We start from the raw sequence: 21069 nt of genomic DNA, 5'->3' as shown, positions 1-21069 counted from the left end.
GAACGCAGAAACGGCCCCCTTCACAGGGGGCCGTCGGGATCGGATCAGGCGCTGGGGATGAGCTTGTTCCACTCCGCCACGCGCTCGGCCTGGGCGGCCAGCACGGCGTCGGTGTCGCCCTCCAGGGTGATCGAGTGGATCACGTCGCCCTGCTTGACCGAATCGACGATGGCCTGGCCATCGAGCACCTGGCCGAACACGGTGTGCTTGCCGTCCAGCCAGTCGGTCTTGATGTGGGTGATGAAGAACTGGCTGCCGTTGGTGTTCGGGCCGGCATTGGCCATCGACAGCGAGCCGACCTGGTGCTTGACGCCGTTCTTCTCGTCTTCGAACTTGTAGCCCGGGCCGCCGGTGCCCTGGCCCTTGGGGCAGCCGCCCTGGATCATGAAGTCGGGGATCACGCGGTGGAAGACCAGGCCGTCATAGAAGCCGTGCTTGACCAGGTTGACGAAGTTGGCGACCGTCAGCGGGGCCTTGTCGGCGAACAGTTCGACCTTGATCGGGCCCTGGGTGGTGTCGAAAGTGGCGATGAGGGACATGCAAATCCTTGGGGTACGGGGGTTTGTCGTTAGCCCCATAGGATACACCCGAGGGGGTGCCGAGCGCCTTCAACCATGGGTGAATACCCACCTGGGCCGCGGAGCCCGGGGCAGCCGCGACATGGTGGGGATGGGGCCGGCAAGCGGGCCCCACGGTCTGCGCTCACCGGCCGGCCAGCATTACCTGAATGGGCACCGAGGGGACCCTGAAACGCAGTTCTCGCGATTGGCCGCGCAGGCCGTATAATGTTGGACTCATTTTTCCAAATCCGGCGCCGACTGGCCCCCTTTCGCATGTCTATCGAAAATCTTCGCAACATCGCCATCGTCGCCCACGTCGACCACGGTAAGACCACCCTCGTCGACCAGCTGCTCAAGCAGTCCGGCACCCTCTCCGAGCGCACCGTGCTCGCCGAGCGCGTGATGGACAGCAATGACCAGGAAAAGGAACGCGGCATCACCATCCTGGCCAAGAACACGGCCATCACCTGGGAAGACAAGAAGACCGGCGTCAAGAACCGGATCAACATCGTCGACACCCCCGGACACGCCGACTTCGGCGGCGAAGTGGAGCGCGTGCTGTCGATGGTCGACACCGTGCTGATCCTCGTCGATGCGATGGACGGCCCGATGCCGCAGACCCGCTTCGTGACCCAGAAGGCCTTCGCGATGGGCTTCAAGCCGATCGTGGTGGTCAACAAGGTCGACCGCCCCGGCTCGCGTCCGGATTGGGTGATCGACCAGGTCTTCGACCTGTTCGACAAGCTCGGCGCCACCAATGAGCAGCTCGACTTCCCGATCGTCTACGCCTCGGCCCTGAACGGCTATGCCGGCCTGGAAGACAGCGTGCGCGACGGCGACATGACCCCGCTGTACGAAGCGATCATGCAGCACGCGCCGAAGCCGGAAGTGGACCCGGACGGCCCGTTCCAGATGCGCATCAGCCAGCTGGACTACAACAACTTCGTGGGCGTGATCGGCATCGGCCGCGTGCAGCGCGGCACCCTGAAGAAGAACATGCAGGTCGCGGTGATCGACCGTGAAGGCAAGAAGCGCAACGGCAAGGTCGCCCAGGTGCTGGGCTTCCTGGGCCTGGAGCGCATCGAGCAGGACACCGCCGAAGCCGGCGACATCGTCGCCATCTCCGGTATTCCGGAACTGACCATCTCCGACACCCTGTGCCATCCGGATACCCCGGAAGCACTGCCGGCGCTGACCGTCGATGAGCCGACCATCTCGATGACCTTCCAGGTCAACAACTCGCCGTTCGCCGGCAACAAGGACCTGTCCGGTGGCAAGTTCCTGACCAGCCGCCAGATCAAGGACCGCCTGGACCGCGAGCAGGTCCACAACGTGGCCCTGAAGGTGGAACAGCTGGAAGACGCCGACAAGTTCCTGGTCTCCGGCCGTGGCGAACTGCATCTGTCGGTGCTGATCGAGAACATGCGTCGTGAAGGCTACGAGCTGGCCGTGTCGCGCCCGGAAGTGATCATCAAGCAGATCGACGGCCAGGCCATGGAGCCGATCGAGCAGCTGGTGGTGGACATCGAAGAACAGCACCAGGGCGGCGTGATGGAAAAGCTGGGCACCCGCAAGGGCCAGCTGAAGAACATGGAACCCGACGGCAAGGGCCGTGTGCGCCTGGAATACCAGATCCCGGCCCGTGGCCTGATCGGTTTCCAGAACGAGTTCAAGACCCTGACCCAGGGTTCGGGCCTGCTGTTCCACGTGTTCGACCATTACGGTCCGAAGGAACAGGGTTCGATCGCCAAGCGCCAGAACGGCGTGATGATCGCCAATGCCCCGGGTGCCACCCCGGCGTACTCGCTGGGCCCGCTGCAGGAACGCGGCAAGCTGTTCGCTGCCGAAGGCGACAACGTGTATGAAGGCCAGCTGGTCGGCATCCACTCCAAGGACAACGACCTGACCGTCAACGCGATCAAGACCAAGCCGCTGACCAACATGCGCGCCTCGGGCAAGGACGATGCGATCCAGCTGACCCCGGCGATCAAGTACTCGCTGGAGCAGGCCCTGGACTTCATCGAAGACGACGAGCTGGTCGAGATCACCCCGAAGGAAATCCGCCTGCGCAAGAAGGGCCTGACCGAAAGCGACCGCAAGAAGGCATCGCGCGGCGGCTGATCGGACCCATTGTCGTGATCGACAAGCCCTACAACCCGGATCCTCACAAGCATCCGGGGCTTCACCTGATCGCCTTGCTGGAAGCCAGCAAGGCGGTCCTGGCGCTGTTGGCTGCGACCGGGCTGGAAATGCTCGGCCCGCAGCCCCTGCGCGATGCGGTCAATGCCCTGATCCGGCGTTTCAGTCTGGACCCGGATCACGGCACCCTGCCCTCACTGCTCAACATGATCAGCCCCGATGCGGTGCATCTGGCGGCTGCTGCAATGGTCGCCTACGGCGTCCTGCACCTGTTCGAGGCCTGGGGCCTCTGGCGCGCCAAGGCCTGGGCCTCCTGGCTGGGCTGTGTCACCGCGGGCATCTACCTGCCGTTCGATATCTACGCCATCCTCCGTCACCCGGGCTGGGCCTCGTGGTCGGTGCTGGTGATCAATCTGATCGTGGTCGGCGTGCTCGCCCGCGATATCCGCAAGCGCCACGGCACGCCGCCCCACCCGGCCGGCTGAGTTGCCAAGCGTGGCACCGGCTGGTTAGCCTGAGCGCCGGTTTCCGGAACACCCCCATGCGCCTGTCGCTGACATCGCTGCTGCTCGCCGTCGCGCTGTGCGGCTGCGCGCCATCGCCTGCGCCGGTACAGGCCAGCGAAGCACCGGCAGCGGTGCCGATCGATATCCCCTTCGCCTATGCCGAGACCGACATCGCCGACCTGCAGGCGCAGATGGCCGCCGGCGCGCTGGACAGCGTCACCCTGACCGGCGCCTACCTGGACCGCATCGTGCGGCTGGACCGCGCCGGGCCACGCCTGAACGCGGTGATCGAACTCAATCCCGATGCCCTCAAGGACGCCGCCGCGCTGGATGCCGAGCGCCGCCGCGGCCAGCTGCGCGGCCCCCTGCACGGCATCCCGCTGCTGCTCAAGGACAACATCGGCGCGCGCCCGATGCGCAACAGCGCCGGCTCGCTGGCACTGGCCGGGTTCGGCCCGGATGATGCCTTCCTGGTCACCCGCCTGCGTGCGGCCGGGGCGCTGATCCTGGGCAAAACCAACCTCAGCGAATGGGCCAATTTCCGCTCCAGCCAGTCGATCTCCGGCTGGAGCGCCCGCGGCGGGCAGACCCGCAATCCGTACCGCCTCAGCCACAACCCCTGCGGTTCCAGCAGCGGCAGCGCGGTGGCGGTGTCGGCCAACCTGGCCGCCGCCGCGGTGGGCACCGAAACCGACGGCAGCATCGTCTGCCCGGCAGCGGTCAATGGCGTGGTCGGGCTCAAACCCACGGTCGGCCTGGTCAGCCGCGAAGGCATCATCCCGATCTCCTTCAGCCAGGACACCGCCGGCCCGATGGCGCGCAGCGTGGCCGATGCGGCGGCACTGCTGACCGCCATGGCCGGGCGCGACGACGCCGATCCGGCCACCGCCACCATGCCCGGGCGCGCGGTCTACGACTACACCTCCCGGCTCAACCCGGACGGCCTGCGCGGCGCCCGCATCGGCGTCCTGCACGGGCCGCTGGAGCAACAGCCGGGCATCGCCCCGGCGCTGCGGCACGCCATCGCCATCCTCACCGAGGCCGGCGCGGTAGTGGTTCCGGTGGAACTGCCGACCCAGGGCCAATGGCAGGATGCCGAACGGATCGTGCTGCTGCACGAGTTCAAGGCCGGCCTGCAACGCTACCTGGCCACCTACAACGCCCCGCTGCGCGATCTGGACCAGGTGATCGCCTGGAACCGCGCGCATGCCGGCAGGGAGCTGGCGCTGTTCGACCAGGACCTGATGGAAGCCGCCGCCGCCGTCGGTGGCCTGGGCACGCCGGAGTACATCGCCGCGCGCAGCCAGGCACGCCGGCTGGCCGGCCCGGAAGGCATCGATGCGGTGCTGCGGGCCCAGCACCTGGATGCGCTGATCGCCCCGACCACCGGGGTGGCCTGGCCGATCCGGGCCGGTGCCGGCGATGACTTTCCCGGCGGCAGTTACAGCGCCGCCGCGGTTGCCGGCTACCCCAGCCTGAGCGTGCCGATGGCACATGTGAACGGGCTGCCGCTGGGCCTGCTGTTCATGGGGCCCGCCTGGAGCGAACCGCGCCTGATCGAACTGGGCTACGCCTACGAACAGCGCACCCGCGCCCGCCGCCCGCCGCGTTTCAGGACCGACACCCTGCTGCCGCACGCCAGCCCACCCCGGTAGTGCCGGCCGCTGGCCGGCAACCTCATGATCTCGTCCAGGTACGCCGGGTTGCCGGCCAGCGGCCGGCACTACCGGACGCGGCCCGCATTAACTGTTGGCTGGTTCCGGCTGGATCGCCGAGGCGCCGTCCTCGGCACCGGGCGAACGCACGTCTTCAGCCGGTTGCGGCCCCGGCCGCCGCAGGCCGAGATCGGGCTGCTGCAGCAGCTCGGCACGGGTCCGCGGCAGCGCCTGGGGGTGCTCGCGCGCCAGGAAATCGAGCATCCGTTCGCGCACGATGCAGCGCAGGTCGAAGGCATCGCCGGAATTACGTGCACTGACCAGCAGCCGCACCTGCAGGGTGTGTTCGGTGGTCTCGGTGACCTGGGTCACGCAGACCCGTCCATCCCACAGCGCCTGATCCGCGCAGATCCGTTCCAGCTCGGCCCGGATCGCCGCGATCGGGGCCCGGTAGTCCAGCCACAGGAAGGCGGTGCCCAGCAGGTCTGCGCTGCGCCGGGTCCAGTTCTGGAACGGGTGTTCGATGAACCAGGTCAACGGCACCACCATGCGCCGTTCGTCCCAGATCCGCACCACCACGTAACTGCTGCCGATTTCCTCCACGCGGCCCCACTCGCCCTCGACGATCACCACATCGTCCAGCCGGATCGGCTGGGTCAAGGCGATCTGCAGGCCCGCGATCAGGTTGCCGAACACCGGCTTGGCCGCGATGCCCGCCACCAACCCGATGATGCCGGCCGAGGCCAGCAGTGCGGTCCCGATCTGGCGCACCATCGGGAAGGTCAGCAGGATCAGCGAGACGCCGACGAGGATGATCGCGCCCATCAGCACCCGGCTGAGTACGCGGGTCTGGGTCTGCACGCGGCGGGCGGCGAGGTTGTCTGCCACCTCCATCGGGTGCTCGCGCAGGATCGCCTGTTCGCCGGCAGCGACCGCGCGGACCAGCAGCCAGATCACGCAGGCGGTAAGGCCGATATGCAGCAGCCGCAACGACTGGTCCAGCCAGCGCCCCTGCAGCGGCGTGGCCTCCAGCGCAGGGATCAGCACCAGCAACGGCAGCGCGAACGCCAATGGCCGGCTGATCACCCGCGCGATCCGCGCGCGCCGGTAGTCACGGCCCTTGAGCCGCCGGGTCAGCGCCATCAGCAGCCACCAGCCGGTGAGCCCCACCGCCAGCGCAATGCCGATCGGCCACAGATACAGCGCCGCCTGCTGCCAATCCACCGTCACTGCACGCTCCTGCGTTGGTCTGCAAAGACCGCAGGATGCCAGCACCGCCATGACCGGCACGTCAGCCGGATGTAAGCCGCGCGTGGACGCGGTGCCGCCACGCCAGGCGCGGCGGCGGCCGGGCTTATGCCGCGTAGTGCTGCTGCTTGCGCACGATCGCCATGGCGATCTCCAGCGACTGGTCGTAGTTCAGGCGCGGGTCCACCGACGAACGGTAGGCACGCTCCAGGTCGCGCTCGGTCAGCTCACGGGCGCCGCCGGTGCATTCGGTCACATCCTCACCGGTCAGCTCCAGGTGCACGCCGCCCAGGCGGGTGCCGGCCGCGGCGTGCAGGTCGAAGGACATCTCCACCTCGCCGCGCACGTTGTCGAAGCGACGGGTCTTGTAACCGTTGCTGGTGCTCTCGGTGTTGCCGTGCATCGCATCGCACACCCACAGCACGCGGCGGCCGTCGCGCTTGACCGCATCCAGCAGCGGCGGCAGCTTGTCGGCGATCTGCGCCGCGCCCATGCGATGGATGAAACTCAGGCGGCCGGGTTCGTCGTCGGGGTTGAGCACGTCGATCAGGCGCAGCAGCTGGTCCGGCTGCACCGACGGACCGACCTTGATCGCGATCGGGTTGCGCACCCCACGCAGATACTCCACGTGCGCGCCCTCCAGCGCGGCGGTGCGCATGCCGATCCACGGGTAATGCGTGCTCAGGTTCAACCAGCCCTGCTGGCGCGGCACCTGGCGGGTCAGCGCCTGTTCGTAGGGCAGCAGCAGGGCTTCGTGGGAGGTGTAGAAATCGATCCGGTTGAGGTTGTGCACGCGCACCCCGGCCAGGGTCTCCATGAAGTGCACCGCATCGCCGATCGACGCCACCATCTTCTGGTAGTCGGCGGCCATCGGCGAATGCTGTACCCAGTCCAGGTTCCAGTACTCGGGGTGGTGCAGGTCGGCGAAGCCGCCGTCGATCAGGGCGCGCACGAAGTTCATGGTCATCGCCGAATGCGCATGGGCCTGCAGCATCCGGCGCGGATCGGGCTGGCGCGCGGCCTGGGTGAACTCCGGGGCATTGATCACATCGCCGCGGTAGCTGGGCAGGGTCACCCCGTCGCGGGTCTCGGTGTCGGCCGAGCGCGGCTTGGCGTACTGGCCGGCAAAGCGGCCCACCCGGATCACCGGCTTGTGCATGCCATGCACCATCACCAGGCTCATCTGCAGCAGCACCTTGAGCCGGTTGGAGATCGTGGTCGATTCGCAGTCGCTGAAGTTCTCGGCGCAGTCGCCGCCCTGCAGCAGGAACCGCTTGCCCTCCTGGGCATCGGCCAGCTGCTGCTTGAGCGACAGGATCTCCCAGGAGGTCACCAGCGGCGGCAGCCGCTTGAGCTCGTGCAGGGCCGCATCCAGTGCCAGCGGATCGGGGTAGGCCGGCATCTGCAGCGCGGGCTTGCCGCGCCAGCTGTCCGGCGACCAGGCGGCGTTGGCGGCGGTCACGGCGGGATCGGCTACGGGCGGGGCGGACGGGCTCATCACGGACTTCCGGGGGTGGGGACCGGCCATGGTCGCAGAGCGCGGCCGCGGCGCAAAGGGCCGGGGGCCGGCCGGCGCTGGCTGAACGGTGGAAAACGGCGCGTGCGATCGGCCACGAACGGCATGGTCGTCGGCCGCTGGCCAGGCGCATGATTTGTTAGGGAGTAACACTTGCCAGGCCGGCGTCCCTCTCTCCGTCCAGCCCTTGAGGCCCCCCCCATGAAGCCGTCCCTGCTTGCCAGCAGCATCGCGTTCGCCCTGGCCCTGGCCAGCCTGCCCGTTCTTGCCGCCGTGCCCGATGCCCCCACCCCGGCGGTGACCGATCTCGATGCGGTTACCGTCAGTGCCCGGCTCGACCAGGCCCGCAACGCCCTGTCGCCGGACATCGGCAGCAGCCAGTACCAGATCACCGCCGAGGACATCCAGAAGCAGCCGCTGGGCGCTTCGGCCCCGCTGAGCCAGGTACTGCTGCAGGCGCCCGGGGTGGTCCAGGACAGTTATGGCGGCGTGCATGTACGCGGCGACCACGCCAACCTGCAGTACCGCCTCAACGGCGTGCTGCTGCCCGAGTCGATCTCCGGCTTCGGCCAGACCCTGGATGCGCGCACCATCAAGAGCATCCGCCTGATGGACGGCGCGCTGCCGGCCCAGTTCGGCGAGCGCACCGCCGCGGTGGTCGACATCACCACCCGCAGCGGCGCCGAGCTGGGCAACGGAGGCAGTGCCGGCCTCACCACCGGCTCCTACGGCACGCTCAACCCGAACGCCTCCTGGTGGGGCAGCCAGGGCCGCTGGAGCTGGTTCCTCACCGGCAACTACAACCAGAACGCGGTCGGCCTGGAGAATCCCACCGCCGCACGCCGGCCCGACCATGACGATACCCACCAGGGCAAGGCGTTCGCCGACCTGACCTACCTGCTCAACGACAGCACCCGCTTGAGCCTGTTCGCCGGCTTTGCCAACAACCGCTTCCAGATTCCGACCAATCCGGGCCAGCCACCGCAGTTCGGCTACCTGGACACGGCCGGCTACGACTCGGCCCGGCTCGATGAGACCCAACGCGAGAACACCCGCTTCGGCATGCTGGTCCTGCAGGGCACGCTGGGCGACACCGCCTACCAGGTCTCGGCCGGGCAACGTTACAGCGACCTGGGGTTCAATCCGGACGTTGCCGGCGACCTGGTGTTCAACGGGGTGGCTTCGCAGGTGCAGCGCAGCAACCGCGCCACTACCGCGCAGGCCGATTTCTCCACCCCGCTGGGCGACAACCACACCCTGCGCTACGGCCTGTACAGCAACAACGAGCAGGCGCGCGCGGCCAGCACGGCCTGGGTGTTCCCGGTCGATGCCGACGGCAACCAGGCCGGCACCACCCCGGTCGTGATTCCCGACGCCAGCGCCTTCCATGCCAGCACCACGGCAGTGTATGTGCAGGACCAGTGGCGTATCGGCGAGGACTGGACGCTCAACTACGGCCTGCGCGGCGACCGTTTCAGGGCGTTCGGCGGCAGTGAAGGGCAGCTGAGCCCGCGCCTGGGCGTGGTCTGGAACGCCGGCGACAGCACCACCGTGCACGCCGGCTACTCGCGCTACTTCACCCCGCCGGCCAGCGAGCTGGTCGCCGGCAGCGACATCGCGCTGTACGACGGCACCAGCAACCAGCAGCCCGGCACGGGCAGCACCACGCCGCTGTCCGAGCGCAGCGACTATGTCGACGTGGGCGTGTCACAGCAGGTCGGCGAGCACCTGACCCTGGGCCTGGATGCCTACGACCGCAAGGTCGACCGCCTGCAGGACGAAGGCCAGTTCGGCGCGGCCTACATCTACTCCACCTTCAACTACCGCCGTGGCCACATCCACGGCGTGGAGTTCAGCGCCGACTACAGCAACGGCCCGCTCAGCGCCTACGTCAATGCGGCCTACAACAAGGCGATGGGCACGCAGGTACTCACCGGCCAGTACAACCTGGACCCGCAGGCACTGGCCTACGTGCAGGACAACTGGATCCACCTGGACCACGACCAGAAGCTGACCTCCTCGGGCGGTGTCAGCTACGCCTTTGCCGGGCACAACCGGATCGGGGCCAACTACGTGTTCGGCAGCGGCCTGCGCTCGGACGCCGACGGGGTGCCCAACGGCGGCGAACTGCCCGCCTACCTGCAGGTCAACCTCAGTGCCGGGCATGACTTCAATGCCGGCAGCGGCCACCCGCTGCATGCGCAGCTGGCGGTGATCAACGCGCTGGACCGCAGCTACCAGCTGCGCGATGGCGGCGGCATCGGCGTGTTCGCCCCGCAATGGGGCCCACGCCGCGGCGCCTACCTCAGCCTGCAGCAGGACTTCTGAGCAGCGGGCCCGCCGGCAACCGCCGGCGGGCCGGTCATTACTGGCGGGTACTGCGCTTGCGCAGGGCGGCGAACAACGCCCAACCGGCCAGCAGCGCGAACCAGACCAGGCTCCACATCGGCATGGTCAGGCCCAGGAACTGCCAATCGATGTTGCCGCAGTCGCCGGTACCGGTCAGCACGGTGCGGAACACCTCCAGCGGGCCCATGGTCTCGCTGAGGAAGGCCAGCGGCGGACCGCAGCTGGAGCCCATGTCCTTGGGCAGCAGCTGCACGTACACATGGCGGCCGGCGATGCCGATACCCACCGCAGCCGCGATGAAGGCCAGCACCCCATAGGTGCCCCGCCCCGCCCGCTCGCGCGGGCCATGCAGCGCCCCGATCAGGAACAGCAGCCCCAGCGCAGCGAAGGCCAGCCGCTGGAAGATGCACAACGGGCACGGTTCCAGGCCGATCTTCAGCTGCAGGAAGATCGCATAGCCGAGCAGCCCGGCGCAGATCAGGAACCCCAGCAGGAACTGGGCGCGGTAAGTCCAGCGCAATGGATTCATTGCCAACACTCGTGAAAGTCCAGGGGGCAAGATTAACAGGCCCTCACGGTGTTCAGGCTGCTGGCCAATGCCGTATGTCGGCCTGGCGGACCAGACAGTAGTTTCTGGTCATGTCGGTGATACGAGCTGGGGGAACGGCCTCCGCCGCATCCGACGCCGATGCTTGCCCTGCAGTTGCTGTTGCAGTTGCCGCCTCTACCTGAAGCATCGACCCACCACCCCGCCGACACACGTGCAGCCAAGCGCCCTTGGCGTCCAGCCTCTCCAGAAACGGAAAAACCCGGCACAAGGCCGGGTTCTTCACCGAATTACGGGCGGTGCTCGAAGATTACTCTTCGACGGCTTCAGCCACGGCAGCCGGACGGTCGACCAGCTCGACGTAGGCCATCGGCGCATTGTCGCCGGCGCGGAAACCGCACTTCAGCAGACGCAGGTAGCCGCCCGGACGGGTCGCGTAACGCGGGCCCAGGGTGGTGAACAGGTTGCCGACGGCTTCGTTGTCGCGCAGGCGGGCGAAGGCCAGACGACGGTTGGCAACCGAATCAACCTTGGCCAGGGTGATCAGCGGCTCGGCGACGCGGCGCAGTTCCTTGGCCTTGGGCAGGGTGGTCTTGATCAGTTCGTGCTTGAACAGCGACGCCGCCATGTTCTTGAACATCGCTTCGCGGTGGGCGCTGGTGCGGTTGAACTTGCGGCCGGACTTCATATGACGCATGGGAATGGTTCCTTGATTGAATATTGAATCGGTTGGGTATCGCTGTCGCCTTCCTGGCGTTGTTGCTTGGACTGCGGATGGTCCGTCGTCGGCCCTCCTGGCCGACCGTCACCGCAGGCTATGGGCCTGTCGATGCGAAATGTTGCCGGTGAAGCCCCCGCACCCGAAGGTGCGGGGTCAAGCATCTTGCGTAACGCTGGATCAGCCGAGCATGCCGTGCTGGGCGACACCGGCCGGCGGCCAGTTCTCCAGCTTCATGCCAAGCGAAAGGCCACGCTGTGCGAGGACTTCCTTGATCTCGGTCAGCGACTTCTTGCCGAGGTTCGGGGTCTTGAGCAGCTCCACTTCGGTCTTCTGGATCAGATCGCCGATGTAATAGATGCTCTCTGCCTTGAGGCAGTTGGCCGAACGCACGGTCAGTTCCAGGTCGTCGATCGGGCGCAGCAGCACCGGATCCACGCCGTTGTTGGCCGGCTTGGCCGCACCGCGGTCGCGGTGGGTGAAGTCACCGAACACCGACAGCTGATCGCTGAGGATGTCGGCGGCGGTGCGCACGGCTTCCTCGGCATCGATCGTGGCGTTGGTTTCGATGTCCAGCACCAGCTTGTCCAGATCGGTACGCTGTTCAACGCGGGCCGCTTCCACCGAATAGGCGACGCGACGGACCGGCGAGAACGACGCATCCAGGACCAGACGGCCGATGGCACGGGTTTCTTCATCAGGACGACGACGGGCAGCAGCAGGCTGGTAGCCGAAACCGCGCTCGACCTTCAGACGCATGTTGATCGCCACATCCTTGGTGAGATGGCAGATCACATGAGCCGGATTGAGGATCTCGGTGTTATGGTCGATCTTGATATCAGCAGCGGTCACGACACCCGGACCCTGCTTGGACAGCGACAGGGTTGCGTTGTCGCCGGTATGCATGCGGATGGCCACATCCTTCAGGTTGAGCAGGACTTCAAGTACGTCCTCCTGCAGACCTTCAAGTGTGGTGTACTCGTGCAGCACGCCGTCGATTTCCACTTCCGTGATGGCGAAGCCCGGGATGGACGACAGCAGCACGCGACGCAGGGCATTGCCCAGCGTATGCCCGTAACCACGCTCCAAGGGCTCGATAACGACCTTGGCGCGGGTATCGGTAAGGCGTTCGATCTGCGGACCACGAGGACGCAGAACCTGGTTGGCGGTAACCGTCATGTTGCGGGTTCTCCTAGTGAATCCCCGGCCGTCGCCGGGGATTCTCCAATGTGAATTACTTCGAATACAACTCGACGATCAGCGCTTCGTTGATATCCGCAGGCAGGTCCGAGCGATCCGGCACGGCCTTGAAGATGCCGGCGAACTTGCCGGAATCCACTTCAACCCACGACGGACGCAGGTCGTGCGTGGCAGACACGGTCAGGGCTTCCTGAACGCGCAACTGCTTGGCAGCCTTTTCGGACAGCGCCACGGCATCGCCAGCCTTGACCTGGTACGAAGCCAGGTTGACGGACTTGCCGTTGACGGTGACGCCGCGATGCGAGACCAGCTGACGAGCAGCCGGACGGGTCACAGCGAAGCCCATGCGATAGACGACGTTGTCCAGACGGGTTTCCAACAGCTGCAGCAGGTTCTCGCCGGTGTTGCCCTTCTTGGTCGAGGCCTTCTTGTAGTAGTTGCGGAACTGACGCTCCAGCAGGCCGTAGATACGCTTGACCTTCTGCTTTTCACGCAGCTGGGTGGCGTAGTCGGACAGCTTGCCCTTGCGGGCGGTGGCGCCGTGCTGGCCGGGCTTCTGCTCCAGCTTGCACTTGGAGTCCAGCGCGCGCGCCGGGCTCTTGAGGGAAAGGTCGGCGCCTTCGCGGCGGGCGAGCTTACAGGTAGGACCGATATAACGAGCCATTTCTTATCGCTCCTTTAGACGCGACGCTTCTTCGGCGGACGGCACCCGTTGTGCGGGATTGGCGTCACGTCGATGATGTTGGTGATCTTGTAGCCCACGTTGTTCAGCGAGCGCACGGCCGACTCACGACCCGGACCCGGGCCCTTGATGCGGACTTCCAGGGACTTGACGCCGTAGTCGAGCGCGGCACGGCCGGCCTTCTCGGCAGCCACCTGGGCAGCGAACGGGGTGGACTTACGCGAACCGCGGAAGCCAGCGCCACCGGACGTCGCCCACGACAGCGCATTGCCCTGACGGTCGGTGATGGTCACGATGGTGTTGTTGAAAGAAGCGTGGACGTGGGCGACGCCGTCAGTGACGACGCGCTTGATCTTCTTCTTGGTCTTAGCGACGGGCTTAGCCATTTCTTAGGTCCCTTACTTCCTGATCGCCTTGCGCGGGCCCTTGCGGGTGCGGGCGTTGGTACGGGTGCGCTGGCCACGAAGCGGCAGGCCGCGACGGTGACGCAGACCGCGGTAGCAGCCCAGATCCATCAGGCGCTTGATCGCGATACCGATTTCACGGCGCAGATCGCCTTCCACGATGTACTTGCCGACTTCGAGACGCAGACGCTCGATTTCCGGCTCCGACAGATCGCGGATCTTGGTGGTCGAGGTCACGCCTGCGGCGTCGCAGACCTTCTTCGAACGGGTACGGCCGATGCCGTAAATGCTTTGCAACCCGACCCAGACGTGCTTCTGGGCTGGCAGGTTGACGCCTGCAATACGCGCCATGACGCGGTTCTCCAGCTGAGTGATGGCCGACAGCGCACCAACGGCGCGCCAATCCGGCAGGATGGATCAAAAAGTGAACTAGCGATACTAACAAGGTTCCGGTCTACTTGGAAGCCCGTGAAACACAAGGTTTCACGAACCCGGCCCAGGGAGTGTGCCCAGGCTCCGGCGCCGGATCAGGTTGACCCCGGAGAAAAGGCGCTTTCGTGCCCTTTCCCGGAACCGCCCGCGCTACTCCCGCGCGGGACGACCCGATCTCACCCCCACCCGGAACCGCTGCGGGGGCCGCCCTTCGTTTGTGTGGCCAGGTCCGCGAAGCGGAGGACCATCACGTCAGGAAGACGAAAGTGTAACAGGCTTATCAGCCGCGGGCAAAACCGCCGCGATTGCCGCCCTTCAGGTTGGCCTTCTTCAACAGGCTCTCGTACTGGTGCGACATCAGGTGCGCCTGGATCTGGGCGATGAAGTCCATCACCACCACCACCACGATCAGCAGCGAGGTGCCGCCGAAGTAGAAGGACGCGCCCAGCTGGGTACGCATGATCTCAGGCAACAGGCACACGATCACCAGGTACAGCGAGCCGGCCGCGGTCAGGCGGGTCAGCACGGCATCCACGTAGTCGGCGGTGGCCTTGCCCGGACGGATGCCCGGGATCAGCGCACCCGACTTCTTCAGGTTGTCGGCGGTTTCCTGCGAGTTGAACACCAGCGCGGTATAGAAGAACGCGAAACCGGTGATCAACGCCGCGAACACGATCATGTGCAGCGGTTCGCCCGGGCCCAGCGCATTGGCCACCTTCTGCAGCCAGGTAGCCGAGCTGGCCTGGCCGGACCACATGGCCAGGGTGGTCGGGAACGCGAGGATCGACGAGGCGAAGATGGCCGGGATCACGCCCGCCATGTTCAGCTTCAGCGGCAGGAACGAGGTCTGGTTCATGTACGCGTTGCGGCCGCCCTGGCGGCGTGCGTAGTTGACCGTGATCCGGCGCTGGCCGCGTTCGACGAACACCACGAAATAGGTGAAGGCCAGCACCACCAGCACGATCAGCAGCAGCGCGATGAAGCTCATGTTGCCGTCGCGGTAGGCTTCCACGGTGTGGATGACCGCGCCCGGCAGCCCGGCGACGATGCCGGCGAAGATGATCAGCGACACGCCGTTGCCGATGCCACGCTCGGTGACCTGCTCGCCGACCCACATCAGGAAGATCGTACCGGCGGTCAACGCGATGATGGCGGTGAGCACGAAGCCCATGCCCGGCGCGTATACCACCGGCGCGCCACTGGGGGACAACTGGTTCTGCAGCGCCAGCGCGATGCTGCCGCCCTGCACCACCGCCAGCAACACGGCGCCGATGCGGGAATATTGGGTGATCTTGCGGCGGCCGGATTCACCTTCCTTCTGCATTGCCTTCAATGCCGGGAAGATGTGCACCGCCAGCTGCATCACGATGGATGCCGAAATGTACGGCATCACGTTCAGCGCGAAAATGCTGAAACGGTGCAGGGCGCCGCCCGAGAACATGTTGAACATGTCCACGATGCCGCCGCCCTGCGCCTGCATGAGCGCAAGCATGGCATCGGGATTGACGCCCGGCACCGGCACATAACAGCCAATGCGATAGACGATCAAAGCCCCGACAACAAACAGCAGTCGCTGGCGAAGTTCCGTGAACTTGCCGAGCCCGCCGCCGAGGTTACCAATGCCAGCTTGCGCCATGTCTTACTCCTGTACGCTGCCGCCGGCAGCTTCGATCACAGCCTTAGCACCGGCCGTTGCAGCAATGCCCTTCAGGACGAAAGCCTTGGTCAGCTCACCCTTCAGCACGATCTTGGCGCGCTTGGCGCTGCTCGGGACCAGCTTGGCAGCGCGCAGCGCGGCAAAGTCGATCTCGCCAGCTTCCAGGCGATCCAGATGGTAGGACAGCACTTCAGCGGTGTCCTTGGCGATCTTGGAACGGAAACCGACCTTCGGCAGACGACGCTGCATGGGGGTCTGGCCGCCTTCGAAGCCGGCCTTGATCTTGCCGCCACCCTTACGGGCGAACGAACCCTTGTGGCCGCGGCCGCAGGTCTTGCCCAGGCCCGAACCGATACCACGGCCGACGCGGGTGCGCTCTTTGCGCGCGCCCGGTGCCGGGCTCAATTCATTCAGATGCATGGTCATTGGATTATTCCTCAACCTTGACGAGGTAGTGGACCTTGTTGATCAGGCCGCGAACCTGCGGGCTGTCCTTCAGTTCACGCACATCGTTGAGCTTGTTCAGGCCCAAGGCACGCACCGACAGGCGGTGACGCGACTGGGTGCCACGCAGGCCACCGACGAGGCGGACCTTGACGGTCTTGACGGTGTCATTAGCCATGGTTGAGATCCTCCACCTTCTTGCCGCGCTTGGCCGCGATGCGGACCGGCGACTGCATTTCGGACAGGCCCTTCAGCGTGGCGCGAACCAGGTTGATCGGGTTGCGCGAACCGACGGCCTTGGCCAGCACGTTCTTGACGCCAACCGCTTCCAGCACGGCGCGCATGGCACCACCGGCGATCACACCGGTACCTTCCGAGGCCGGCATCATGAACACGCGGGCTGCGCCGTGGCCGGACTTCACCGGGTGCCACAGGGTGCCGTTGTTCAGATCGACGTCGGCCAGGTTCTTGCGGGCCTGCTCCATCGACTTCTGGATCGCGACCGGCACTTCACGCGCCTTGCCGTAGCCGAAACCGACCTTGCCTGCGCCGTCACCGACCACGGTCAGTGCGGTGAAGGTGAACTGACGACCACCCTTGACCGTCTTGCTGACGCGGTTGACCGCGACCAGCTTTTCGATCATGCCGTCGTCGACTTTCTCTTCGCGGTTACGGTCGCGATCGCGACCCCGCTGCTGACGTTCTTCTGCCATGTTGATTCCTTGATTGATTGAGTATGTACGGCTCGAGGCCGCTTATAGCTGTGGAATGGTGCGGTGGACCGATCGCCCCTGCAGAAGAAGGACGTCGTCCGGCGTAACCCACGCCGGCGGGCAGGCGGAAACGGGGCGATGCCCCGCTTCCTTGTCCCTTAGAACTGCAGGCCGCCTTCGCGGGCTGCATCGGCCAGCGCCTTGATGCGGCCATGGTAGCGGTAGCCCGAGCGGTCGAAAGCGACCTTCTCGATGCCCGCGGCCTTGGCGCGCTCGGCGACCAGCTTGCCCACCTTGGCGGCGGCGTCGCTGTTCTTGCCGTTCTTCAGGCCTTCCTTGACGTCGGCCTGGGTGGTGTTGGCAGCAGCCAGCACCTTGGAGCCATCGGCGGTGAAGACCTGGGCGTACAGGTGCTGACCGGTGCGCAGCACCGACAGACGCGGCACGCCGAGAACGCGGATGTGTGCACGGGTCGACTTGGCGCGACGCAGGCGGGCGATGTTCTTGTTGATGCTCATGATTTGAGTTCCTTGAAAGCTGAAGTAAAGCGGGCTTTTGCTTTGAGAAACCCGGCCGCTGACGGCCAGGCTTCCGTGGAAGTTCCCGCGCCTGATTAGGCCTTCTTGGCTTCCTTACGAATGATGACTTCGCCGGCGTACTTCACACCCTTGCCCTTGTAGGGCTCCGGCGGACGGAAGCCACGAATCTTGGCGGCAACTTCACCGACGCGCTGCTTGTCGTTGCCCTGGACCAGAACTTCGGTCTGGGTCGGGGTCGAGATGGTGATGCCTTCCGGCGCCACGAACACGACCGGGTGCGAGAAGCCCAGCGACAGGTTCAGGTCCTTGCCCTGCATGGCGGCACGGTAACCCACGCCGACCAGCTCGAGCTTGCGCTCGAAGCCTTCGGTCACGCCGTGGACCATGTTGGCCAGGATGGCGCGCACGGTGCCGGTGAGGGCGACCAGCGAAGCATCGTTGGCGGCCAGGCTGGCAACGCCGTTGTCAACGGTGATTTCGACACCGGCAACCTTGGCAAGCGACAGGGTGCCCTTGGGGCCCTTCACGCTCACGGATTCCGGCTGGATGGTCAGTTCAACGCCCTTGGGCAGGTTGATTGGCTTCTTGGCTACGCGGGACATAGTAGTTTCCTTCTCGCCTTAGGCCACGAAGCACAGGACTTCGCCGCCGACGCCCAACTGGCGCGCCTGCGCATCGGTCATGATGCCCTTGGAGGTGGAGATGATGGAGATGCCCAGGCCGTTGAGGACCTTCGGCAGCTCGGACTTGCCACGGTACTGGCGAAGGCCCGAACGCGAGAAACGCTTCAGGGTCTCGATGACCGGCTTGCCCTCGAAATACTTCAGCACGATTTCCAGCTCGGACTTGTTGTTCTCGAGCGGGGTCACGCGCAGATCGGTGATGTAACCCTCGTCCTTCAGGACCTGGGCGATTGCCACCTTGATCTTGGACGACGGTGCCTTCACCGTCTGTTTGCCAACCGCGGCCGCATTCTTGATGCGTACCAGCAGGTCGGCGATGGGATCAGTCATGCTCATAGTCGATACCTTTGAGTGCACCGATATCCGCTTTCGCGAAAATCTTGTGTCTTCCTGGGATGGGCCAGGGCCCCTGGAACGATGGTGGGCCGGCCAGCAGCCGGCGCCATACCCCGCCCTTGTGAAAAGGCAAGACGCGGGAGTATACGGCAAAAAGAGCCCGACTTGCGCCGGGCTCTCTTAATCGGGAAGAAACCTGAACAACCGGCCCCTTCCCCCTGCCCCGCGCCGTGAAGCGCGGGCCAGGTTGCGGGAGCGATCCCTTACCAGCTGGCCTTGCGCAGGCCCGGCACGTCGCCGCGCATGGTGGCTTCGCGCAGCTTGTTGCGGCCCAGGCCGAACTTGCTGTACACGCCACGCGGGCGGCCGGACAGTTCGCAGCGGTTGCGGTGGCGGCTCGGCGACGAATCGCGCGGCAGCTTCTGCAACTTGATGACGGCCTCGGCCTTTTCGTCGTACGAAGCGGTGGTGCTGGCGATGATCTTCTTCAGCGCGTCACGCTTGCCGGCGTACTTGACAGCGAGCTTGGCCCGCTTCAGGTCGCGGTTGACCATGGAGGTCTTTGCCATTTCGGTTTCCTCGACGTATCAGTTACGGAACGGGAACTTGAACGCTGCAAGCAGCGCCTTCGCTTCCGCATCGGTCTTGGCGGTGGTGGTGATGGCGATATCCATGCCGCGAATCGCGTCGACAGCGTCGAAGTCGATTTCCGGGAAGATGATCTGTTCCTTCACACCCATGTTGAAGTTGCCACGACCGTCGAAGGAGCGACCCGAGACACCACGGAAGTCGCGCACGCGCGGCAGCGAGATGTTGATCAGGCGATCCATGAACTCATACATCTTTTCACGACGCAGCGTGGTCTTGCAGCCGATCGGCCAACCATCGCGGATCTTGAACGATGCCACCGAGACGCGGGACTTGGTCACGATCGGCTTCTGACCGGAGACCTTGGCCATGTCGGCGACGGCATTTTCCAGAATCTTCTTGTTCGTGGCCGCTTCGCCGACACCCATGTTCAGGGTGACCTTGACCAGCTTCGGAACCTGCATCGGATTGGTGTAGCCGAACTGCTTCATCAGCGCCGGCACCACTTCTTCCTTGTAGAACTTTTCGAGACGGGTATTCATCAGCGCATCCTCAGGCGTCGAGCGCCTCACCGCTGGAGCGGAACACACGCAGTTTGCGTCCATCCTCCAGCACCTTGAAACCAACGCGTTCGCCCTTGCCCGAAGCCGGGTTCAGCACATTCACGTTGGAGATATGGATCGACGCTTCACGCTCGACCACGCCGCCGGCAACGCCTGCCTGCGGGTTCGGCTTGGTGTGGCGCTTGACGATGTTCACGTTGGCGACGATCACACGATCGCCGTCGACGCGGACGACTTCGCCCTGCTTGCCCTTGTCCTTGCCGGTGTTGACGACGACCTGGTCGCCCTTCTTGATACGGTTAGCCATGATTATCTCCTGTCGCTCACAGCACTTCGGGAGCGAGCGAGACGATCTTCATGAACTTCTCGGTACGAAGTTCACGCGTCACCGGTCCGAAGATGCGGGTGCCGATCGGCTCTTGCTTGTTATTGAGCAGGACCGCAGCGTTGGCGTCGAAACGGATCAGCGAACCGTCGGCGCGACGCACACCCTTGCGGGTACGCACCACGACGGCGTCGAACACTTCACCCTTCTTGACCTTGCCGCGCGGAATTGCATCCTTCACGGTGACCTTGATGATGTCACCAATGTGGGCGTAGCGACGCTTGGAGCCGCCCAGCACCTTGATGCACATCACTTCCTTGGCACCGGAATTGTCCGCGACCTCGAGGTAGCTCTGCATCTGGATCATGATTCAGATCTCCTTATTCAGCCGCACGCGTGATGACTTCCACCACGCGCCAGTTCTTGGTCTTGGACATCGGAGCAATTTCGGTCACGCGGACGACATCGCCTTCGTTGCAGGCGTTGTCGGCGTCGTGTGCGTGCAGCTTGGTCGAACGCTTGATGTACTTGCCGTACAGGGCGTGCTTGACCAGGCGCTCCACCAACACGGTGACCGTCTTGTCCATCTTGTTGCTGACGACACGGCCTTCGACCGTACGCAGCGTTTTGTTTTCAGTATTTTCGCTCATCGCGGCCATCCTTACTTGGTGCTGCCGAGCAGGGTCTTGACGCGAGCAATCTCGCGGCGAACCCGGCGGGTTTCGTGGGTCTTCGGCAGCTGGCCAGTGACCTGCTGCATACGGAGCGAGAACTGCTCCTTACGCAGGTCGATCAGGTGGCTCTTCAAGTCGTCAGCCGACTTTTCGCGAAGTTGTTTGATATCCATCAGAGCACCGTCCGGGTCACGAAAGTGGTGGTCACGGAGAGCTTGGCGGCTGCCAGGCGGAACGCCTCACGTGCCACGTCCTCTGCGACGCCTTCGATTTCATAGATCATGCGGCCGGGCTGGATCTGGGCTACCCAGTATTCCACGTTGCCCTTACCAGAACCCATTCGCACTTCGATGGGCTTCTTGGTGATCGGCTTGTCGGGGAACACTCGGATCCACATCTTGCCGCCGCGCTTGACGTAGCGGCTGATCGAGCGGCGGGCCGCTTCGATCTGACGCGCGGTCAGCTGACCATGAGCGGTTGCCTTGAGGCCGTATTCGCCAAAGCTGACGGCGTTGCCGCTCCAGCTCAGACCATCGTTACGGCCCTTGTGTACCTTGCGGTATTTGGTTCGCTTGGGTTGCAACATTGTCG

The 21069-nt window shown here is 65.2% G+C and carries 27 protein-coding genes; 4 read left to right on the top strand and 23 right to left on the bottom strand.

Annotated elements, in window-relative coordinates; translation table 11 throughout:
* Window positions 1–44: 44 nt before the first annotated feature.
* Window positions 45–539 carry a peptidylprolyl isomerase gene (locus AC3ITM_RS04205; RefSeq protein ID WP_121042904.1) on the bottom strand — a complete coding sequence of 165 codons (495 nt, stop codon included), beginning with the start codon at window positions 537–539 and terminating at the stop codon, window positions 45–47.
* Between the two features lie 294 nt (window positions 540–833).
* Here AC3ITM_RS04205 and typA point away from each other — a divergent pair, with 294 nt between their 5' ends.
* Genes typA through AC3ITM_RS04190 form a run of 3 tightly spaced genes read left to right on the top strand, consistent with a single transcriptional unit; the run spans window position 834 to window position 4860 of the window.
* Window positions 834–2681 (top strand): translational GTPase TypA, encoded by a 1848-nt coding sequence (typA, locus tag AC3ITM_RS04200; protein ID WP_489268653.1) that lies wholly within the window; start codon window positions 834–836, stop codon window positions 2679–2681.
* Window positions 2682–2695: 14 nt separating this feature from the next.
* Complete coding sequence (locus AC3ITM_RS04195) at window positions 2696–3184, top strand: DUF2127 domain-containing protein (RefSeq protein WP_489268651.1); 489 nt, start codon at window positions 2696–2698, stop codon at window positions 3182–3184.
* A gap of 56 nt (window positions 3185–3240) precedes the next feature.
* A complete protein-coding gene (locus AC3ITM_RS04190; RefSeq protein ID WP_489268650.1) occupies window positions 3241–4860 on the top strand; it encodes an amidase in 1620 nt (539 codons plus the stop codon).
* Window positions 4861–4947: 87 nt separating this feature from the next.
* Here AC3ITM_RS04190 and AC3ITM_RS04185 read toward each other — a convergent pair whose 3' ends face one another.
* Together AC3ITM_RS04185 and AC3ITM_RS04180 are read right to left on the bottom strand one after the other, a co-directional pair.
* Window positions 4948–6084: a mechanosensitive ion channel family protein gene (locus AC3ITM_RS04185; RefSeq protein ID WP_489270022.1), complete on the bottom strand. Its 1137-nt coding sequence runs from the start codon at window positions 6082–6084 to the stop codon at window positions 4948–4950.
* Between the two features lie 130 nt (window positions 6085–6214).
* The gene (locus AC3ITM_RS04180) at window positions 6215–7606 is read right to left on the bottom strand and encodes a class II 3-deoxy-7-phosphoheptulonate synthase (protein WP_489268648.1); all 1392 of its coding nucleotides are present in this window, start codon (window positions 7604–7606) and stop codon (window positions 6215–6217) included.
* Between the two features lie 219 nt (window positions 7607–7825).
* Between AC3ITM_RS04180 and AC3ITM_RS04175 the strand changes: the two genes are divergently transcribed.
* Window positions 7826–9952, top strand: coding sequence for a TonB-dependent receptor (locus AC3ITM_RS04175; RefSeq protein ID WP_489268646.1), 2127 nt, complete (start codon window positions 7826–7828; stop codon window positions 9950–9952).
* A gap of 37 nt (window positions 9953–9989) precedes the next feature.
* On the opposite strand, the gene AC3ITM_RS04170 is transcribed toward AC3ITM_RS04175, so the two are convergent.
* The 20 genes from AC3ITM_RS04170 to rplP form a co-directional block, all read right to left on the bottom strand.
* Complete coding sequence (locus tag AC3ITM_RS04170) at window positions 9990–10502, bottom strand: disulfide bond formation protein B (protein ID WP_489268644.1); 513 nt, start codon at window positions 10500–10502, stop codon at window positions 9990–9992.
* Window positions 10503–10830: 328 nt separating this feature from the next.
* Window positions 10831–11217 (bottom strand): 50S ribosomal protein L17, encoded by a 387-nt coding sequence (gene rplQ, locus AC3ITM_RS04165; protein ID WP_123728453.1) that lies wholly within the window; start codon window positions 11215–11217, stop codon window positions 10831–10833.
* A 201-nt stretch (window positions 11218–11418) separates the two neighbouring features.
* On the bottom strand, window positions 11419–12417 hold the full coding sequence (locus AC3ITM_RS04160) for a DNA-directed RNA polymerase subunit alpha (protein WP_121042890.1): 999 nt from the start codon (window positions 12415–12417) through the stop codon (window positions 11419–11421).
* A gap of 55 nt (window positions 12418–12472) precedes the next feature.
* Entirely contained in the window at window positions 12473–13102 is a 630-nt protein-coding gene (gene rpsD, locus AC3ITM_RS04155) for a 30S ribosomal protein S4 (protein WP_019186164.1), read from the bottom strand.
* Between the two features lie 14 nt (window positions 13103–13116).
* Window positions 13117–13506, bottom strand: coding sequence for a 30S ribosomal protein S11 (gene rpsK / locus AC3ITM_RS04150; protein WP_017355427.1), 390 nt, complete (start codon window positions 13504–13506; stop codon window positions 13117–13119).
* Between the two features lie 12 nt (window positions 13507–13518).
* Window positions 13519–13875 (bottom strand): 30S ribosomal protein S13, encoded by a 357-nt coding sequence (gene rpsM / locus AC3ITM_RS04145; protein ID WP_019186163.1) that lies wholly within the window; start codon window positions 13873–13875, stop codon window positions 13519–13521.
* A gap of 361 nt (window positions 13876–14236) precedes the next feature.
* Window positions 14237–15592 (bottom strand): preprotein translocase subunit SecY, encoded by a 1356-nt coding sequence (secY, locus tag AC3ITM_RS04140; protein WP_489268639.1) that lies wholly within the window; start codon window positions 15590–15592, stop codon window positions 14237–14239.
* Between the two features lie 3 nt (window positions 15593–15595).
* On the bottom strand, window positions 15596–16039 hold the full coding sequence (gene rplO / locus AC3ITM_RS04135) for a 50S ribosomal protein L15 (protein ID WP_228886392.1): 444 nt from the start codon (window positions 16037–16039) through the stop codon (window positions 15596–15598).
* A gap of 4 nt (window positions 16040–16043) precedes the next feature.
* Window positions 16044–16235 carry a 50S ribosomal protein L30 gene (gene rpmD, locus AC3ITM_RS04130; protein WP_228886391.1) on the bottom strand — a complete coding sequence of 64 codons (192 nt, stop codon included), beginning with the start codon at window positions 16233–16235 and terminating at the stop codon, window positions 16044–16046.
* On the bottom strand, window positions 16228–16770 hold the full coding sequence (rpsE, locus tag AC3ITM_RS04125; protein ID WP_070209003.1) for a 30S ribosomal protein S5: 543 nt from the start codon (window positions 16768–16770) through the stop codon (window positions 16228–16230). Before rpsE ends, rpmD begins: the two co-directional genes overlap by 8 nt.
* Window positions 16771–16928: 158 nt before the next feature.
* Window positions 16929–17288, bottom strand: a complete 360-nt coding sequence (gene rplR, locus AC3ITM_RS04120) for a 50S ribosomal protein L18 (protein ID WP_038690277.1) — start codon at window positions 17286–17288, stop codon at window positions 16929–16931.
* Window positions 17289–17383: 95 nt separating this feature from the next.
* Window positions 17384–17911: a 50S ribosomal protein L6 gene (gene rplF, locus AC3ITM_RS04115; protein ID WP_228886390.1), complete on the bottom strand. Its 528-nt coding sequence runs from the start codon at window positions 17909–17911 to the stop codon at window positions 17384–17386.
* 18 nt (window positions 17912–17929) lie between these two features.
* On the bottom strand, window positions 17930–18328 hold the full coding sequence (gene rpsH / locus AC3ITM_RS04110) for a 30S ribosomal protein S8 (RefSeq protein WP_228886389.1): 399 nt from the start codon (window positions 18326–18328) through the stop codon (window positions 17930–17932).
* 263 nt (window positions 18329–18591) lie between these two features.
* Complete coding sequence (gene rpsN, locus AC3ITM_RS04105) at window positions 18592–18897, bottom strand: 30S ribosomal protein S14 (protein WP_228886388.1); 306 nt, start codon at window positions 18895–18897, stop codon at window positions 18592–18594.
* Window positions 18898–18915: 18 nt separating this feature from the next.
* Window positions 18916–19458, bottom strand: a complete 543-nt coding sequence (gene rplE / locus AC3ITM_RS04100; RefSeq protein ID WP_176990876.1) for a 50S ribosomal protein L5 — start codon at window positions 19456–19458, stop codon at window positions 18916–18918.
* Window positions 19459–19468: 10 nt separating this feature from the next.
* Window positions 19469–19786, bottom strand: a complete 318-nt coding sequence (gene rplX / locus AC3ITM_RS04095) for a 50S ribosomal protein L24 (RefSeq protein WP_017355416.1) — start codon at window positions 19784–19786, stop codon at window positions 19469–19471.
* A gap of 16 nt (window positions 19787–19802) precedes the next feature.
* Window positions 19803–20171 carry a 50S ribosomal protein L14 gene (rplN, locus tag AC3ITM_RS04090; protein WP_038690286.1) on the bottom strand — a complete coding sequence of 123 codons (369 nt, stop codon included), beginning with the start codon at window positions 20169–20171 and terminating at the stop codon, window positions 19803–19805.
* 13 nt (window positions 20172–20184) lie between these two features.
* Window positions 20185–20454, bottom strand: a complete 270-nt coding sequence (gene rpsQ / locus AC3ITM_RS04085) for a 30S ribosomal protein S17 (RefSeq protein WP_228886386.1) — start codon at window positions 20452–20454, stop codon at window positions 20185–20187.
* A gap of 11 nt (window positions 20455–20465) precedes the next feature.
* Window positions 20466–20651 (bottom strand): 50S ribosomal protein L29, encoded by a 186-nt coding sequence (gene rpmC, locus AC3ITM_RS04080; RefSeq protein ID WP_019186151.1) that lies wholly within the window; start codon window positions 20649–20651, stop codon window positions 20466–20468.
* Window positions 20651–21064, bottom strand: a complete 414-nt coding sequence (gene rplP / locus AC3ITM_RS04075; RefSeq protein WP_019186150.1) for a 50S ribosomal protein L16 — start codon at window positions 21062–21064, stop codon at window positions 20651–20653. The genes rpmC and rplP overlap by 1 nt, the downstream gene beginning before the upstream one ends.
* Window positions 21065–21069 lie beyond the last annotated feature (5 nt).

It is taken from the genome of Stenotrophomonas sp. KH_029 (assembly GCF_057839765.1).
This window is presented reverse-complemented; position numbering and strand designations above follow the sequence as displayed.